General features: G+C 59.6%; 16 protein-coding genes. 2 read left to right on the top strand and 14 right to left on the bottom strand.

The window, feature by feature from the left end; translation table 11 throughout:
* The gene (locus ABID16_RS09095) at nucleotides 1-240 is read left to right on the top strand and encodes a DUF2274 domain-containing protein (RefSeq protein WP_354556033.1); all 240 of its coding nucleotides are present in this window, start codon (nucleotides 1-3) and stop codon (nucleotides 238-240) included.
* Here the strand turns inward: ABID16_RS09095 and ABID16_RS09090 are convergent.
* Nucleotides 224-1144, bottom strand: coding sequence for a LysR family transcriptional regulator (locus ABID16_RS09090; RefSeq protein WP_354556032.1), 921 nt, complete (start codon nucleotides 1142-1144; stop codon nucleotides 224-226). The two genes, ABID16_RS09095 and ABID16_RS09090, sit on opposite strands and share 17 nt — an antisense overlap.
* A gap of 235 nt (nucleotides 1145-1379) precedes the next feature.
* Between ABID16_RS09090 and ABID16_RS09085 the strand changes: the two genes are divergently transcribed.
* Nucleotides 1380-1658 (top strand): helix-turn-helix transcriptional regulator, encoded by a 279-nt coding sequence (locus ABID16_RS09085; protein WP_435532395.1) that lies wholly within the window; start codon nucleotides 1380-1382, stop codon nucleotides 1656-1658.
* Nucleotides 1659-1684: 26 nt separating this feature from the next.
* Here the strand turns inward: ABID16_RS09085 and ABID16_RS09080 are convergent, their stop codons facing one another.
* The 13 genes from ABID16_RS09080 to ABID16_RS09020 all read right to left on the bottom strand — a co-directional run bounded on the left by ABID16_RS09080 (nucleotide 1685) and on the right by ABID16_RS09020 (nucleotide 15783).
* Nucleotides 1685-2302: a type IV toxin-antitoxin system AbiEi family antitoxin domain-containing protein gene (locus ABID16_RS09080; protein ID WP_354556031.1), complete on the bottom strand. Its 618-nt coding sequence runs from the start codon at nucleotides 2300-2302 to the stop codon at nucleotides 1685-1687.
* 265 nt (nucleotides 2303-2567) lie between these two features.
* On the bottom strand, nucleotides 2568-3059 hold the full coding sequence (locus ABID16_RS09075) for a DUF4411 family protein (RefSeq protein WP_354556030.1): 492 nt from the start codon (nucleotides 3057-3059) through the stop codon (nucleotides 2568-2570).
* On the bottom strand, nucleotides 3056-4309 hold the full coding sequence (locus ABID16_RS09070) for an ImmA/IrrE family metallo-endopeptidase (RefSeq protein ID WP_354556029.1): 1254 nt from the start codon (nucleotides 4307-4309) through the stop codon (nucleotides 3056-3058). The genes ABID16_RS09075 and ABID16_RS09070 overlap by 4 nt, the downstream gene beginning before the upstream one ends.
* 202 nt (nucleotides 4310-4511) lie before the next feature.
* Nucleotides 4512-4889 (bottom strand): helix-turn-helix domain-containing protein, encoded by a 378-nt coding sequence (locus tag ABID16_RS09065; RefSeq protein WP_354556028.1) that lies wholly within the window; start codon nucleotides 4887-4889, stop codon nucleotides 4512-4514.
* 98 nt (nucleotides 4890-4987) lie between these two features.
* The gene (locus ABID16_RS09060; RefSeq protein WP_354556027.1) at nucleotides 4988-6244 is read right to left on the bottom strand and encodes a tyrosine-type recombinase/integrase; all 1257 of its coding nucleotides are present in this window, start codon (nucleotides 6242-6244) and stop codon (nucleotides 4988-4990) included.
* Between the two features lie 317 nt (nucleotides 6245-6561).
* Nucleotides 6562-8139, bottom strand: coding sequence for a glutamine-hydrolyzing GMP synthase (gene guaA / locus ABID16_RS09055; RefSeq protein ID WP_354556026.1), 1578 nt, complete (start codon nucleotides 8137-8139; stop codon nucleotides 6562-6564).
* 64 nt (nucleotides 8140-8203) lie between these two features.
* Nucleotides 8204-8842, bottom strand: coding sequence for a 5'-methylthioadenosine/S-adenosylhomocysteine nucleosidase (locus tag ABID16_RS09050; RefSeq protein ID WP_354556025.1), 639 nt, complete (start codon nucleotides 8840-8842; stop codon nucleotides 8204-8206).
* A gap of 76 nt (nucleotides 8843-8918) precedes the next feature.
* Entirely contained in the window at nucleotides 8919-9998 is a 1080-nt protein-coding gene (locus ABID16_RS09045) for a DUF1513 domain-containing protein (protein ID WP_354556024.1), read from the bottom strand.
* A 1-nt stretch (nucleotide 9999) separates the two neighbouring features.
* Complete coding sequence (locus tag ABID16_RS09040; RefSeq protein ID WP_354556023.1) at nucleotides 10000-11085, bottom strand: imelysin family protein; 1086 nt, start codon at nucleotides 11083-11085, stop codon at nucleotides 10000-10002.
* Entirely contained in the window at nucleotides 11085-12650 is a 1566-nt protein-coding gene (locus tag ABID16_RS09035; protein ID WP_354556022.1) for a di-heme oxidoreductase family protein, read from the bottom strand. The genes ABID16_RS09040 and ABID16_RS09035 overlap by 1 nt, the downstream gene beginning before the upstream one ends.
* 41 nt (nucleotides 12651-12691) lie before the next feature.
* Nucleotides 12692-13966, bottom strand: a complete 1275-nt coding sequence (locus ABID16_RS09030; RefSeq protein WP_354556021.1) for an imelysin family protein — start codon at nucleotides 13964-13966, stop codon at nucleotides 12692-12694.
* A gap of 116 nt (nucleotides 13967-14082) precedes the next feature.
* Nucleotides 14083-15372, bottom strand: a complete 1290-nt coding sequence (locus ABID16_RS09025) for an RsmB/NOP family class I SAM-dependent RNA methyltransferase (RefSeq protein WP_354556020.1) — start codon at nucleotides 15370-15372, stop codon at nucleotides 14083-14085.
* An 84-nt stretch (nucleotides 15373-15456) separates the two neighbouring features.
* The gene (locus ABID16_RS09020; RefSeq protein WP_354556506.1) at nucleotides 15457-15783 is read right to left on the bottom strand and encodes a septal ring lytic transglycosylase RlpA family protein; all 327 of its coding nucleotides are present in this window, start codon (nucleotides 15781-15783) and stop codon (nucleotides 15457-15459) included.
* Nucleotides 15784-15843 lie beyond the last annotated feature (60 nt).

The following is a 15843-nucleotide window of genomic DNA, read 5'->3' as shown; positions in this document are numbered from 1 at the left end:
ATGGCGAAGCTGAAACTCTCGGTGATCGTCGATGATAAGCCCGTCAAGGTCACGCTGGAACTACCCGCCAGTCTGCACCGCGATCTCGTTTGCTATGCCAACATCCTCGCCCGCGAGGCAGGTCAGTCGCCCGCCGATCCCGTCCGCCTGATCGTGCCCATGCTGGAGCGGTTCATCGCCACGGACCGAGGCTTTGCCAAGGCCAAGAAATCTGTGTCCCATACTATGCCCTCGACGTGACAAGCGAAACGTTTTGGGTCTCCAAAGAGGCCGCGATGTCCAGAAACCGCAGCAAAGCCGGATTGTCGTTCTGGGCCGACCAGACCATGCTGTAGGGCAAGGTCTCGTTGCCGATGGGACGGAACGCAACGCCCGGAACCTGCGTCGCCGTGACACCTTCGCTTGCCAGCGTCAGTCCCTGGCCGAGCGCCACAAGCGAAAGAAGGTTATGCCGCCCGACACTGTGCGGAAGGATCTCGGGCTGGCGGCCCAGACCGGCAAGCCTCTGGACCAGGTAGTTGTAAATCTCCTGTCCTGGGGCTGCGTCACTGACGATGAAGCGCTCACCGATGACGTCGACCCAATCCAATTGCGCCGCTTCAGCGAGCATGTGCTGTTCCGGCATGGCCACGAATACCTGCTCTGACCAGAGATGGCGGCATTCGCAGCCTTCCCATTCAAGAGTTCCCGTCAGAAACGCCACATCAAGCTGACGCTGACGGATCGCAGCGACATGCTCTGCCTGGTCGCCATCCGCAAATGACATTTGGATGGCCGCGTATCTTTCGGAGAATTTCTGGATGAGGTCGGCAAGAAAGCTGGAACCCAATGACGATAGAATGCCGATCCGCAACTCTCCATCGCCCACCCTCCCGATAGCGGCAACTTCCGTTCGCGCAAGACCAATCTCGGACAGCGCCTTTCGTCCCCGGTCTACGAACTGCTTACCCGCGAGGGTCAGGGTAACACCAGAGTGTGAGCGGACGAATAAAGCCGTTCCAAGTCGGATTTCCAGATCGCGCACCCGTCGGCTGATCGCCGATTCCTGCACTCCAAGCGCTGCCGCCGCCCGACGAAAACTACCGTGTTCGGAAGCGGCGACAACGTAACTGATGTGGCGAAGTTCGATACTCGATCCCGGCACGCGTACTCCTTCAGAACAATTCCGCCTTGCAGACAGGGGCGTCAAGTTCAGATCAAAGGTTGCAGCACATTGCGGCGAGCACCCGGCGAAAATTTGGCAACCGGAGTTTTTGTATTGACGACAAACAACCATCCGTTTTGCACGCCATGCTATCCGCATCTACGCCGACAACATTTTTGACTTCGAAGTTCCGTGCTTATCGGCTTCTATTGCTTTCGTTTGAAAAGCGAGGGCCATGAAAATGCGATCAACATCAACAGGGCAAACCAGAACGATCCGCCGTGAACAACTCAAGGAAATCGTGCCGCTGGCAGATACCACGATCTATGAAATGGAGCGGCGGGGCGAGTTCCCATCGCGCTTTTATCTGACGTCCCGTTGCGTCGTATGGGATTTGGCCGAGGTCGAAGCCTGGCTTGAGGCGCGTAAGCGTGCATCCAAACAAAAGGCGATCACCCGCGCGCCAATGCCGGACGTGCAACTGCGGAAAAATAGGCCGGTAAGGCAGAAGTGACGTGCAAACGCTGTAATATTTTTTCTCTACCAAACGGCGGTGAGTGCAACGAGATATGGACGTATGACCGTCGCGACGGCACCGCGCTCGGCTTGCCTAGCAATCTCGTCCGGCGTTGCCTTACGTTGACGCAGAGCTTCGTGTAGGCCCTCTATGGCCACCGACAGCCCGATCTTGTTCCGATATCGAAAACAGTCTGCGATTGTCTTGGCGACGCCAAACACCTTCACAGGCACTCCCTCGATGCTATGGAACTCGACAGCCTCGGCAAGCAGGCGTTCGGTGAAGCGGACCGACCTTATCGACAATCCCTTCGCCTGCGATGCCCAGTCCTTTTGACCGATGGCCATCCAGACATGCCGAGGCATTTGATCGGTGAGTTCATGAAACGCGAGCGCCGAGACGAGACAGACAACCCCTTTCGGAAGGCGCTTTGCAGCCTCTGCGAGACTATGGTGAACTTCGAGAGGGGCATCAGGAAGTTGATAAAGCCCCCTTGCAAGACGGATAACCTCACCGGTTCGCTCCATACGGCTCATAGTGGCCGCAGTTACGCCCGCCGCCCGAAGCTCGGAGAGGCGTGCGATCCCGCGTTCCGTCAATACGGTGTGGGCGATTTGGCGCTGTGACCCGGCGTCAGACATGATACATTATCATATAAGATAGATGATATTATCCGAGAGTTTGTATCATCAAAATCAAAATGAGAAAAGAGCGCCGAGAAAATTGGCGGCTAAACTAGTGCGAGCCTGTCACGGAAATTGAACATCGCGAGCCTCCAGGATAGTACACGCTTCCATATCAGGTAGCCTCCGCAAAATTATTTGATGATCAAATGGACAATGCTCGAGCATGCGAAATGCCGAAGCTGTTTGGGCCAAACACAAGCTACACTTCAGACGATTGCAACTATTTGCCAATCTTGAACCCAAGCTCCTTGAAAACTGGGAAATCACGCCTCCATTGAACGCCGACCGCATCGCAGACATCCGGAACCTTGCGGTTGCCCCTTTGCGCTGACGGCTTACTGTTCTCTTTGGTAATCACCGTGCGATTATCGGGCGCAGCCAATGCATAGGCGACCAGAAAGCCATCGCGACCGATTTTTTCAATGTCGGCTTCCGTCAGGTCGGGACCGTATCCTTGATCCAGAACCTGATTGAGCAAGACGGGATCAACGTCCTCCTGAAGCACAAGGGCGTCGATGACAGTCTGGTCAGAGGCCCACTTGCCCAGTTCCCCGGTGGAAATCTCGATTTCCGCATGGATCTCAGTCGGCATCTTGATTTGACCCGCCGCCGCCGTGACCAAAAGCCAGTCCCAGAACTGCGGGACTCCATCCAGGGGATAGTAGTCTTCATGGGCGCGTATTAGGACATTGGCATCAAGCAGATAGATCACGGACGCCCCGCTGCGACACCGGCGAGACGAGTCTTTTCAAACTGCCGAAGCAGAGGTTCGACATTGCTCAGATTTACACCAAGGACTTTCGCTGCCTTGGTATGGCTCAGCGCATTGTCATATAGACTGCGATAAACCACTCCTAGCAGCGCATTCCCAAGTTTGGACTGTCGAACGACATAATAACTCGGCCCGCCAGATTGAGGCGAACGATCCGCGCGGCGCTGTTCTCGGTAGGCCAGCCATCTCGCCCTATAACCAGTCAGAAGGGCCGTGTAGACGCGGTGCCCGATCCAGCCAAGTCGACGCCAGCGATATGCCACCATTGATTCACTGACCGACCACAGCTCTGCCGTCCCTGATATCATGTTCCGTATCAGGTCGATGTCAGCGTCCGATGTCGGGCGGTTTGTTAGCGCCGCATCTGGCAGCAGAAACTGCCCAGCGACGTCATTGCAGAACCGTTCGATAAGGTCATGCTCGCTGACCACATCGTCTGCATCAGGCGGGCCGCTTACGCCCGACTGCCCCATTAGAATGTGCGCCAGCTCATGAACGAGTGTGAAGCTCTGGCCAGCCTTGGAGTCTTGGTCATTGATGACGACGAATGGTGCGAGGTCGTCAGAGAGCGCAAACCCTCGAAAGACCTCTGTACTAACGGCGGAGTGATGCGAACCCAGATCGCCAGCGACGATGACGAATATACCCGCCATCTCCGCGGCAGTTCGGAGCGTTCGGAACAGATCTTCCGCATTGCCCCGACGTTTGCTGCGATCCGAAGGATCAAAATCGAGTACACGGGAAATCTTGGCAACAAACGCCGGCACGCCTTCCCGTATTGATGCGGAACCGACGATGCTCACGGCGAGGCGATCAGGATCATCCTCGAGGACGTCTCGGATCAGCTCTTGGCGGGCGCGTACATCTCGAACCAGCGTCTCAAGAATGGCGTTGTCGCGCCGCGTCACCTCTGCGGTGGGGCGGCGGAAGTCCTCACCAGTTTTGGCAGGCGCAGGCGGCTTGGTCATATAGAAGGTAATCAGCGGCCGACGATAAAGTTTTGCAAGCTTGTCAAGCTGCGGATAGGTCGGAAGCTTCTCTCCAGACTCGAACTCCGCGAGTTTGTCAGAGGCGGTCTTTTTCTCAGAATCCTTGAACCCAAGCTGGTGCGCGGCGTCGGCCACAGTCAGGCCGGCGTGCTCGCGCGCCCAGACAAGAATCGCCGGATTGATGTTCGCCGACTTGGACATGTAACCGTCTTTTCACCCCTCACCACCAGCGGTAGATTATTTCGTATTTCTTACCACAGAGTTTCGACCTCAAAATGGCGGCAGCGCCTTTTAACCATATCGATCAGCTTTCCACACCAGTAGTCAACTGCTCGACAGCCGACAACACCTCAAGTATCAGCCAATACGTCAGAAAGCCGCAACTCAATCAAGAGATTGGGCATTAGAAGGCAACTCCTTCAGGATCAATCGTCTTCCCATCATATTGCCCTTGCTCCATCACGGTCTTCTGGTCTCGCGAATTGGTGGCCACTCGCCGCCCTCGCTTGGGCAATCGATCTAATGCCAATGCCAATCCCAGTTCATCTTTGCGGATGTCGATCAAATCGCTCAGCCTGTCGATGAGGCCAAGGACGACGAGAACATCGGCAAGCATACCAATCGCCACTCCGTGGTCGCCCTTTTCAAGGCGTGCAATAGAGCTTGACGACGTACCTGCACGTACCGCCAGATCCGCCACGGTGCTACCGCGCAACAGGCGCGCTTTGCGAATATCCTGCCCCAGTCTTTCCAGAGCCTGTCGCGACTTCGGCGAACCCATGTCAACAATCCAGATTTAAACAGTTTCGCCTTATAACTCCTCATATATGACTTATTACTCAATTCATCAACCGCCTAAACAAGTGACCGTCTATGCGGTCAATCGTCCGTCCCTGGCGACAACAGGTCCATCGTGGGCGGAAAGATCGTCGGCGCGTATTTTTGCCCTGCGATCCAGGCATCGACGATGTTGGCCCATTCCTGCATCATGTGTCGGCGCTGGTGCTCGTATTCCGCTTTGTTGTAGACGCCCCGCGACGAGCGGCCGTCTTCATGGGCCAGGCACTTTTCGATCCAGTCGCTGTTGAATCCCAACTCGTTCAAGAGTGTCGAGCCGGTTCGCCGTAGATCATGCACTGTGAACGGCTCAAGCGACAGGCCTTCCTTCTTGGCCCTAACCACGACGGCAGTCGTAATCCGGTTGAAGGTGGCGCGCGACATCGGTGCGTCGGCATCGTAGCGAGACGGCAACAGGTAGCGCGAATTGCCCGAGCAGGTTTTCAGTGCGATCAGAATGTCTAACGCCTGCTGTGACAAATAGATGTTGTGCGGACGAGACCGCTTCATCCTTTCCTTCGGGATAGACCAAACGGCATTCTCGAAATCGACCTCATCCCAGACAGCGTCCTGCAATTCGCTTTTACGGACCATCGTCAAGAGAAGCAGCTTCATGCCGAGGCGGATGGTCGGGAGGGTCGGGACATGCTCGAGCTGGCCGAACATGACCCGGATTTCCGATGGCGACAGCGAACGATCACGGGCGACAAATTGAGCAATCGATGCAGGACCGACGTCATCGGCGGGATTATGGACTTTCTCGCCGTGAAGGATCGCGAAGGCATAAATCTGTTTGATGATGTCGCGGACATGAATTGCTACAGCGGGGGCGCCGCGTTCCTTCACTTTCGTGCAAAGCGCCCGCAAATCCTCGGCGGTAATCTCCGTCAGAAGGCGTTTGCGAAACTTCGGCAAGATGTCGCGTTCGTAGATGGCGCGCCGCATGGCTTTGGTGCTATCGGCCATCCGGCCCTCCTGGAGCCAGCGCTCGCCAAATTCGCCGAAGCTCTTGGCCTCCTTCAGCTTCCGTTTTGCGCTCTGCTTCTCGATTGCCGGAGAGCGTCCTTCCTGAACCGCTTTTTTGGCTTCCAGCAGTTTTTCTCGAGCTCGCGCCAGTGACACGCCTGTCGGCCCGTATCGCCCTATGACGACCGTTTCGCGGCGACCATTCAGACGGTAGTCGAAACGGAATGTCAGCACCCCCGACGGCTGCACGAGCAGGTACATTCCATCCCGGTCCGTCACCTTATAGCTTTTATCTCTTGGTTTCAATGACTTGATCGCTGCGTCGGTCAGCATTGCGGCCTCCTGAATCCGGTAAAATAGGGAGGAAAACCACCAAAAAGTCCGTCAGCGATTTTTGAGCCATTTTCTTGAAAATTTTGTATTTATTTTCAATGGCATAAGCTCAAAAAAAGACCGTCAGCGGCTTCCATTCCGCTGACGGTACTTTCAAAAGGTCAATTGATCAAGCGCAGGCGATCCGTCGAAAAGTCCGTCACTCGCGACGCTTACCCCTCGATAGCCCGCGAAAGTCTATGACGGAAATTTCGTTTTATATCATTGACTTACATGATATTCTGGCGTATCGTAGAGTATGTTTGAGTGGCTCTGAATCATTCCCACTCGATCGTGCCCGGCGGCTTCGACGTCACGTCGTAGACGACGCGGTTGACGCCCTTGACCTCATTGATGATGCGCGTTGCGGCGCGGCCGAGGAAGGCCATGTCGAAGGGGAAGAAGTCGGCGGTCATGCCGTCGACGGAGGTGACGGCGCGCAGCGCCAGAACGCGGTCATAGGTGCGGCCGTCGCCCATGACGCCGACGGTCTGGACCGGGAGCAGGACCGAGAAGGCCTGCCAGATCTTGTCGTAGAGACCGGCTTTACGGATTTCCTCTATATAGATGGCATCCGCCTTGCGCAGGATGTCGAGCTTTTCGCGCGTCACGCCGCCAGGCAAGCGGATGGCAAGGCCCGGACCCGGGAAGGGATGGCGGCCGATGAAGCTTTCCGGCAGACCGAGTTCGCGACCGAGAGCGCGGACTTCGTCCTTGAAAAGTTCGCGCAGCGGCTCGACGAGCTTCATATTCATGCGGTCAGGCAGGCCGCCCACATTGTGGTGGCTCTTGATGGTGACGGAGGGGCCACCCGAAAAGGAAACGCTTTCGATGACGTCCGGATAGAGCGTGCCCTGCGCCAGGAATTCCGGCGCACCCTTGCCGTCGCCGGCAATCTTCTTCGCCTGTTCTTCGAACACTTCGATGAAGAGCCGTCCGATGGTCTTGCGCTTGGTTTCCGGATCCGCCTCGCCTTCCAGCTGGCCGATGAAGAGGTCGGAAGCGTCCACATGCACCAGCGGGATGTTGTAGTGGTCGCGGAACATGCCGACGACCTGCTCGCTTTCGCCCTGGCGCATCAGGCCATGGTCGACATAAACGCAGGTCAGCTGATCGCCGATCGCCTCATGGATGAGGACGGCTGCGACCGATGAGTCGACGCCGCCCGAGAGCGCGCAGAGCACGCGACCGGAACCGACCTGATCGCGGATCTTCTGCACCATTTCGGCCTTGTAGGCCGCCATCGTCCAGTCGGAATGCAGGCCGACGATCTTGTGAACGAAATTGGCCAGCAGCTTGCCGCCATCGGGCGTATGCACCACTTCCGGGTGGAACATGGTCGTGTAGTAGCGCCTGGCTTCGTTGACGCAGATGGCAAACGGGGCGTTTTCCGAAACGCCGATGATCTCGAAACCTTCCGGGGCCTGAGTCACGCGGTCGCCATGGCTCATCCAGACCGGATATTCCTTGCCGACTTCCCACAGGCCGTCGAAGAGCGGCGAATTCTTGAGGATCTTGACGTCCGCACGACCGAATTCCGCGGCATGGCCACCCTCGACGACACCGCCGAGCTGCACGGCCATGGTCTGCTGGCCGTAGCAGATCGCCATGATCGGGATGCCGGCATCGAAGACTTCCTGCGGCGCGCGGGGGCTGCCCTCGCGGGTGACGGAATCCGGACCACCCGAGAAGATCACGCCCTTGGGATGAAGCTTCTGAAAGCCCTCGCTCGCCTTCTGGTAAGGCCAGATTTCGCAATAGACGCCCGTCTCGCGAATGCGTCGTGCAATCAGCTGCGTGACCTGGCTGCCGAAATCGATGATGAGGATGGAATCAGAATGGGCGTCGTGTGACATGAACAGCCTTTGTTAAGAGGCCGCGGAGGCGTGCGCCACCGGGCAGGGGCTCCAAAACCCGCCCTTACAGCATCAGACTGCCGTTGTCCAAGGCCTCTTCGATGGCGCGGACCGCTTTTGCGAGTTTTTCATCGATGACGTGGAGATATTCGGTCCAGTTACCGACATGTTTCAGCTCGTCCTTGCCATCGGAAATGCCGCGAAGCCCGATCAGCGGGATGTTGAAATGCTGGGCGGCGCGCAGGATCGCGAAGCTCTCCATATCGACCATGTCTGCGTCGATCGCGTCATAGGCCGCGCCCGAGACGATGTTGGCCCCGGTCGAGAGCCGGGCCGACGCGATGCCAGCCACCTGAAGCGGCAGCGGAACTTCCTTCGGCAGGTCGAGAAACGGTGTCAGCCCCTTCTCGAAGCCGAGTGCTGAGGCATCCATGTCGCGATAGCTGACAGAGGAGGCCTGATAGACTTCTGTCTGTTCCAGCGTTGCGGAACCCGCCGAGCCAAGCGAGACGATCAGGTTCGGCTTGTGGCCGGAGGCTTCCAGCCGCGCGAGCGATGCGGTCAGGACCACGGCGGCCTCGACCGGGCCGACACCTGTCATCAATGGGGAGATATGAGCGCGCAGATGCGTTCCATATTCCGCATCCACCGCCATGACGTAAAGGATGCGCTTGTCCGCTACAGTCTTGAGTTCGAAATCCATGGATCATGCCGCCTGTTGAAATCGCGCGGACGGTGCCACGTCAACATGACACAGGCAAGTTGACAGCGTCAAAACATCAGCCGATTCGCACGACGTGCTGATCCCAGTTGACCGGCGACTGGCGGCCGTTGAACAGGCCGCCTTCCGTCGATACGCCGAAACCGTGAGGACCGGCGGCGATACCGGATGCTCCGGGAAGCTGGACCTCGTGAACCAGCGTGCCCGATATCGCATCGAGCACGACATAGGTTCCGCCACGCGGCGATGTCGCGGCGACCAGGCCTTCCTTGCGATTCACGGCAATGGCGCCGACATAATTGGCCATATTGCGCGCGGTCTGTTCGGGCAGGTAGATGAAGTCAAGCGGTTCGCCGCGCCGAAAGCGGCCGATCAGCGGCGGAAGGTCCTCACGGGCACCTTCATACTGGCAGGCAAACCAGATCTCCTGATTGCCGGAGAGTGCTATATGGCGGGTGGAAAGCTGACTGAAATCGGGCGGCAGCTGGTGCTTTTCGATCAGCGTTCCGGAGAGCGTGTCGATGACGGTGAGCGATGGCTCCATGCGGTCGAGGTTGAGCTTCGTACGTCCGAAATCGGGATGTGTCTCGATCCCTCCATTGGCGACAATCAGTGCCTCGCCGTCCGGCGTAATGGAGAGATCGTGCGGCCCGACGCCATAGGTCGGATATTCCCCGACGCGAGAGAATTCGTCAGTCGCGTCATAGATGCCGATCACACCGCGCGCATTGTCGAAGTCGTTCTCGCTCGCATAGAGCAGCCGTCCGTCTCGGGAAAACGTGCCATGCCCATAGAAATGCCGGCCCTCGGGCGAGGCAATCACGATGGGTGCGGAGAGACCGCTGAGATCAAAGATGGCCGCAAATGTTCCGGGGCGGCGAGCGAAAGCCACGACGCGGTTGAAATTCCGGTCGAAGGCCAGCCCATGCGCCCGCTTGGGCAGGGGACGGCGATCGATGATCGTCCCGTCTTCGGCCAGAGTCGCCAGACCGAAATGTCCCGCCGGGTCCATGAAGGCTGCTGCAAAAACAGCGTCCGTTTGCTCGAGCGCGTAGAGCTGGCTCGGCGACAGTCCGGCGAGAAAGGCGCTGCCGGCAGCGCGAATAAAACTGCGCCGGCTGAGAAGCGGGCTGCGCATCTCAATCTCCGTCCGAAAAAGTGAACCCGGCGGCAAGGCCCATGGCCCTGCCGTAATCATTGTTCAGCCGCGCCTGAAGATCGGCCACGGTCATGATGAGGAATTCCAGGCGCGAATGCAACTTCTGATCGTTGAGTATCTTGTCAACGGGTTCATCGAGCTTTGCCGCTGTCGAAATCGCCGTCTTGAATTCGAAGTTGATATTCGTCGTGATCGCGGAGCCCTCGCCCCGGATGATATATTGCATGCCGCTCTGGTCCCAGAACGCCTGCAGGCCCTTGAGATTGTCCTCGACCGATTTCAGCGTCAGGCCCGAGCGCCAGTAAAGCGCCTTCTTCGGGTTTGCGCCACCCTCGCCGGATGTGAAGATCATGAGGCGTTTTTCGTTGGTGGTCTCGAGACCGCGCACGAGAATGCCGAGAAGCGCAATCAGCGCCTCCTCCCCGTTGCGGAAGACCGGATTGCCGGCGCCGGGCTTGCGCCACTTATCCGCGATGCCGTCGGGCGCATTCCAGGCGTCGGAGAGTTCGCCAGCCAGAAGCGCAATGTTAGACGCGATGGCGCGCCCGGCATGGCAGCGGAAATTGTCCTTGCCGGCGGAGAGCTCTTCGCTTCCCGTGCCGGACAGCACGTATTCGAGCCCTGTCAAGCCCTGCACGGCCACGCTCTTGCCCTTCATCGAGGCTCCGGCAATTTCGCTTTCATCCTTGGCCGCCAGCATGGCCTGGATCTGCTTCAGCGCCAGGCCCTTGCGGTCGGGGAAGAAGAGGATGCGCTCGAACAGGTTGTTATCGAGCACGGGACCGTCGCGCAAAACCTCGATATGCGACCAGGCGGAAACGAGATCGGCGAAAGCCTTTTTCGCACCCTCATAAGACGATGCATCGTTGGCTATGCAGAGCTTGTTCATGGCAGCACCCGAGGCCTCGGCCGCCATGCGGAAGTTGCTGTAACCGGGGACGATCACCTCATCGACAGCCCGCTGCATGACGGGCTGGATCTCCGCATCGCTGACGAACGCGGCATTTGCGGCCGGTGCGAGCGCCGTGAACGTGGCGGCGGTGAGGAGAACGACAAGTCTTTTCATCACAATGATCCCAGAAATTTCAACAGCTTCTGCCGGTCTGACTTTTCCATTGCGGCATAGGCATTGCGGGCACGCTCGCCCTCACCGCCATGCCAGAGAATGGCCTCTTCCAGCGTGCGCGCCCGGCCATCATGCAGATACGCCTGATAGCCGTTGACGGTTTGCGCGAGACCTATACCCCAGAGCGGGGCCGTGCGCCATTCCCGACCTGTCGCCTCGCCGACCTGCTGCCCATCGGCCAATCCCTCCCCCATGTCATGCAGCAGAAGATCGCTGTACGGCCAGATCAACTGGAATGCATGCTGTGGATCTGCCGCGTTGCGGGCAGTGACGAATTTGGGTGTGTGGCAGGTGGCACAGCCGGCCTGATAAAACATCGCCTTGCCGGCCAGCACATCCGGCTGATCGACATCGCGACGCGCCGGCACTGCCAGATTGGCGGTATAGGCGGTGAGAAGTTCGAGGATCGGATCGGGCGCTTCCGTGTCGCCGAGCCGCTTCTGCACGCCGGTCGGCATCTTGCGGCAGGCGGTTTCGGCCGCTGTGCAATCGCCATATGGATCGGGAGCGTCTGGCGAAGAAATGCCGATATCGCTGGACAAGGCGGCGGCGGTCTGCGCGCGCACCGTCGGGTTCTGCGCCTTCCAGCCGAAGCGGCCGATCACGACCGCGCCGGTCTTCGGGTCGCGGACACGGTTCGGGTGGCCGTGAACGCCGTCGTTCGCCTTCGCCTGAAGATCGGCCTGCGCCAGGATCGCGGCCTCCGGAATGGATTCCAGCAGGCCCATACCGGGAAGGCTCTGGGCGATGCGCGGTGAAAGCGTCGTGGCGGGATCGAGCGGGCCGTAGGCAAGATCGGTGATGGCGTAGGAGGGAACGCGAAGGGGGACGATGTCACCGCCGGTAAGTGTGACCACCTTTTCGGCATAGGTGATGACGGGGCGCCCCTCGCCTTTCAGGCCGGTGACCCCTTGGTCCTGCAATTGCTGACCATAGACGGGATCTGGAAAGTTGAGGTGTTCGTGTGCGGCGAGCGCAGCGCGCTCGGCATCGGTGACGGGCGTTCGGGCCAGCCGGAAGAGGAAGGACTGGCTTTCCGTCTCGCCCTCTGGCGGTCGCCCGCGTCCATCACTGACATGGCAGCTGAGGCAGGAGCGCGCGTTGAAGAGCGGCCCGAGACCATCGGAGGCCTGCGTGGAGGACGGGGCCTGCGCCCACATCTTCTTGAACAGCGCAAAACCGAGCCGGAAACGCTCGACGCCGGGATCGTCCAACGTCGCATCCGGATGGCTCATCGACTTGGCGTCCGGCTTGCCCGGAAATGTGCCCGCCCCGCCCGCGAGGTTCTCATGCGGTTCAGGCCGGCTGAAATCGGTGGTCGGAGCGGTGACGGCCCCAACACGCGCAGCATCGGCTGCGGAATAGCCGCTGTCGGCCGCGAATGAGGTCGCGACGCCAGTCGCAAAAACGCCGACGGCCCCTGCTGTGAAGCAGAGGGCCGTGGCTGACGCCCAAAGACGGAGGCGGGGGGGCCGGTCGGCCTTGGACGAAGCGGTTTTTGACATTGAATATGCTGCGGGCCTGCGAGAGGCCCGCTCTCCCGATCTCACTTGAAGACCGAATTCGGATCGTCGAGGCTCTTCGACGTGCCGACCTTGATCTCGTCGAGGCCAAGGGCCGTCACGGTGCGCTGGATCGACTTCGTCTGGTCGATGAGGCCGTCGATGGCCTTCTGGACGGTGGCGTTGCCTTCCTTGTTGCCCTCGGCAATCATCTGGTCATAGGCCTCGACCGTTTCGCCGCGCTTCTTCAGCGCTTCCATGGCAGCCATCGTCGTGTCGAGCTTGCCCTGCAGCTCCTTGGCCACGGCCGGATCCTTGGCCTGCAGGAGGTCACGAATCGAAGGGCCGGTCATCTTCTTCCCGTCGAGGCGGGTGTATTCGCCCGTATAGCCGGTCATGATGCCGACCATGTCGTAGTAGTGCGAATTGAAGGTGTTGTCGGAGAAGCAGTCCTGCTCCTCTTCCGGATCGTGCAGCAGCAGGCCGAGCTTCATGCGCTCGCCGGCAAGCTCGCCGTAGGAGAGCGAACCCATGCCGGTGAGAAGCGCTGTGAGGCCCGTCTTGGGGTTCTCGGTCAGCACCTTGGCGGCATCGCCATCCGGCTCGAAATTCTTGACCATGTCGGCAAGGTCGGAGACCAGCAGCGACGAGGCGGAGCGGAGATATTCGGCGCGGCGGTCGCAATTGCCATGCGTGCAATTCTTCAGGTCGTAATCCGTGTAGGGCCGATTGCCGGCGCCGGGGCCGGTTCCGTTGAGATCCTGGCCCCAGAGCAAGAATTCAATAGCATGATATCCGGTCGCCACATTGGCATCGATGCCGCCGGCCTTGTGTAGCGAATTGGCGAGAAAGTCCGGCGTCAGATGCGAGGCATCTACCGGCTTGCCGTTGATCGTGATCGTCTTGTTGGCAATCACATTCGCCGTGTAGAGCGGGTTTTCATCGCGCTCGGTGCCGTAGGAAGCCGTGTCGACATAGTCGATCAGACCTTCGTCCAGCGGCCAGGCATTGACCTTGCCTTCCCAATCGTCGACGACCGGATTGCCGAAGCGGTAGTGCTCGGTCTGCATATAGGCCGGACGGGCGGCGATCCAGGCGGCGCGGGCGGCCTTGAGACCGGCTTCGGATGGAGCGGCGAGGAAGGCGTTGACCGCCTTGTCGAGCGCCTTCGCACCGTTCAGCGCGTCCTCGTAATCGGCATGCGCGATTTCGCGGTAATGCGCGACAACAGCTTCCGGTGTTGCGCCGGCTGCCTGAGCAGAAAAGGGTTGCGTCGCGGCAGCGGCGACCAGGACCGCGCCAGCCAGGAATTGTCTCATCGTGAAAGCTCCTTGCGAGGGCCGGACGGCCTCGTTCGTACGGCGCTTTCATGACTCACAAATAAACTTGTGTCAAATACTCTTGTTTTGAACGATTCCAGAGTCCGGAGGCGTTTTCAGGCCCTGCGCTGGAGCATGCAGAAATAGAAACCGTCGGTATCGGTCGTGGCAGGCGAAAGCGTGATGCCGGTGCCGGCCGTATCGATCGGCTTGATCTCGTTCTGGCCCGTCAACTTGGCGAAGTCGGCCTGCGAGGAGCGCAGCTCGAATTCGGGATGATCGGCGAGAAAGCTTTTCACCTGTTCCTGATTTTCCTGCGGCAGGAGAGAGCAGGTGACATAGGCGAGATGTCCACCCGGACGGACATAGGCGGCGGCGGCTTCCAGCACCTCGCGCTGCTGCGTCACGCGCTCGCCGAGGTTCTTTTCGGTCAGCCGCCATTTGGTGTCGGGACGCCGGCGCCAGGTGCCCGTGCCCGTGCAGGGCGCATCGATCAGCACCCGGTCGAATTTGCCGACGAGGGGCTTGAGCGCGGCCAGACCGTCATGAACCTGCACATTACGCGTGCCGGCGCGCTTCAGACGCTCGATGATCGGGGAAAGCCGCTTGCGGTCCGCGTCATAGGCGTGGATCTGGCCCTTGTTGCGGACGATGGCGGAGAGCGCCAGCGTCTTGCCGCCGCCACCGGCGCAATAATCAAGGATCTGTTCACCTTCCTGAGCCATTACGAGCCCGGCAACCAGCTGCGAGCCCTCGTCCTGCACCTCGAACCAGCCCTTGGCAAAGGAAAGCTCAGCCGTGACATTGGGCAGACGGTCGGAAAGCTTGCCTGCGGCAACGCGCACACCCTGCGGCGCAAGGCGACAGGCTTCGGCGCCCGCACGCTCCAGCGCCTTCACGACCTTGTCGCGATCGGCTTTCAGCGTGTTGGCGCGCAGGTCGAGCGAAGGCCTGGCGGTGAGCGCTTTTGCCTCGGCGAGCCAGTTATCGCCGAAATTGCGCTCGAAGGAAGACACCGCCCATTCCGGAATGTCGCCCTGGACGTGAAGCGGGGCATCTTCGATGGCGCGGTCGCTGAGCGCCTTGACCTGTTCTTCGGGAAGCGGCGCGGGGGCAAAGCGGTCGCCGTCGAGTTCGGCGGCCAGCGCTTCCGGGGTGAATCCCCATTGGCGGAACATGACCGCATAGCCGAGCGTCAAGGCGCTATCATCGTCCAGAAGCCAGGCGTGGGACAGTTTCATGCGCAGGGCATCGTAGACGATATTGCCGATCGCGGCGCGGTCGCCGGAACCGGCGAAGCGGTGCGACAGACCCCAGTCCTTCAGCGCATCCGCAACAGGGCGACGTCGCGTTTCGATATCTTCAAGAACTTCGATCGCTCCTGCCAGCCGTCCGCCAAGTCGCATGGTTGCCCGTCTCCACTATCGCCCGGTCAGGCGTTCAACGCTTCGTTAGCGGTGAAACAGCCTGAGAGCAAGCAGCGGAGACGTTCAGCGCTCGGCGACGACCTCATAGCAGACCTTGGCGGTGCCGCTGCTGACCATGTTGAGGGAGCTAGCCGCGCCCTTCGACAGATCGAGAACCCGGCCGCGAACGAAGGGGCCGCGATCGTTGACGCGAACAACGACGCTGGAGCCGTTGCGCATGTTGGTGACCTTGAGCTTGGTTCCGAAGGCGAGCGAGCGATGCGCTGCCGTCAGTCGGGAGGGGTTCATGCGTTCGCCGGAAGCGGTCTTCGAATGCGCCGCATACCAGGAAGCGCCGCCACAGCCGCGGGCATATGCCTCTCCGGTTGCAGACACCAGGCCAAGACCCATGAGAAGGCCCGTGGCCAAAGTGCGAAATCGGAATGCCATTTCTGTATCTCTCCAGATGAG

Source organism: Limnomicrobium aquaticum (assembly GCF_040545545.1).
GTDB classification, from domain to species: Bacteria; Pseudomonadota; Alphaproteobacteria; order Rhizobiales; family Rhizobiaceae; genus Ensifer_A; species Ensifer_A aquaticum.
This window is presented reverse-complemented; position numbering and strand designations above follow the sequence as displayed.

Coding starts and splice junctions, on each gene's coding strand:
- ABID16_RS09095 (WP_354556033.1), top strand. CDS start 1: ATGGCGAAGCTGAAACTCTCGGTGATCGTCGATGATAAGCCCGTCAAG.
- ABID16_RS09085 (WP_435532395.1), top strand. CDS start 1,380: ATGAAAATGCGATCAACATCAACAGGGCAAACCAGAACGATCCGCCGT.
- ABID16_RS09080 (WP_354556031.1), bottom strand. CDS start 2,302: ATGTCTGACGCCGGGTCACAGCGCCAAATCGCCCACACCGTATTGACG.
- ABID16_RS09070 (WP_354556029.1), bottom strand. CDS start 4,309: ATGTCCAAGTCGGCGAACATCAATCCGGCGATTCTTGTCTGGGCGCGC.
- ABID16_RS09065 (WP_354556028.1), bottom strand. CDS start 4,889: ATGGGTTCGCCGAAGTCGCGACAGGCTCTGGAAAGACTGGGGCAGGAT.
- ABID16_RS09060 (WP_354556027.1), bottom strand. CDS start 6,244: ATGCTGACCGACGCAGCGATCAAGTCATTGAAACCAAGAGATAAAAGC.
- guaA (WP_354556026.1), bottom strand. CDS start 8,139: ATGTCACACGACGCCCATTCTGATTCCATCCTCATCATCGATTTCGGC.
- ABID16_RS09050 (WP_354556025.1), bottom strand. CDS start 8,842: ATGGATTTCGAACTCAAGACTGTAGCGGACAAGCGCATCCTTTACGTC.
- ABID16_RS09045 (WP_354556024.1), bottom strand. CDS start 9,998: ATGCGCAGCCCGCTTCTCAGCCGGCGCAGTTTTATTCGCGCTGCCGGC.
- ABID16_RS09040 (WP_354556023.1), bottom strand. CDS start 11,085: ATGAAAAGACTTGTCGTTCTCCTCACCGCCGCCACGTTCACGGCGCTC.
- ABID16_RS09035 (WP_354556022.1), bottom strand. CDS start 12,650: ATGTCAAAAACCGCTTCGTCCAAGGCCGACCGGCCCCCCCGCCTCCGT.
- ABID16_RS09030 (WP_354556021.1), bottom strand. CDS start 13,966: ATGAGACAATTCCTGGCTGGCGCGGTCCTGGTCGCCGCTGCCGCGACG.
- ABID16_RS09025 (WP_354556020.1), bottom strand. CDS start 15,372: ATGCGACTTGGCGGACGGCTGGCAGGAGCGATCGAAGTTCTTGAAGAT.
- ABID16_RS09020 (WP_354556506.1), bottom strand. CDS start 15,783: ATGGGTCTTGGCCTGGTGTCTGCAACCGGAGAGGCATATGCCCGCGGC.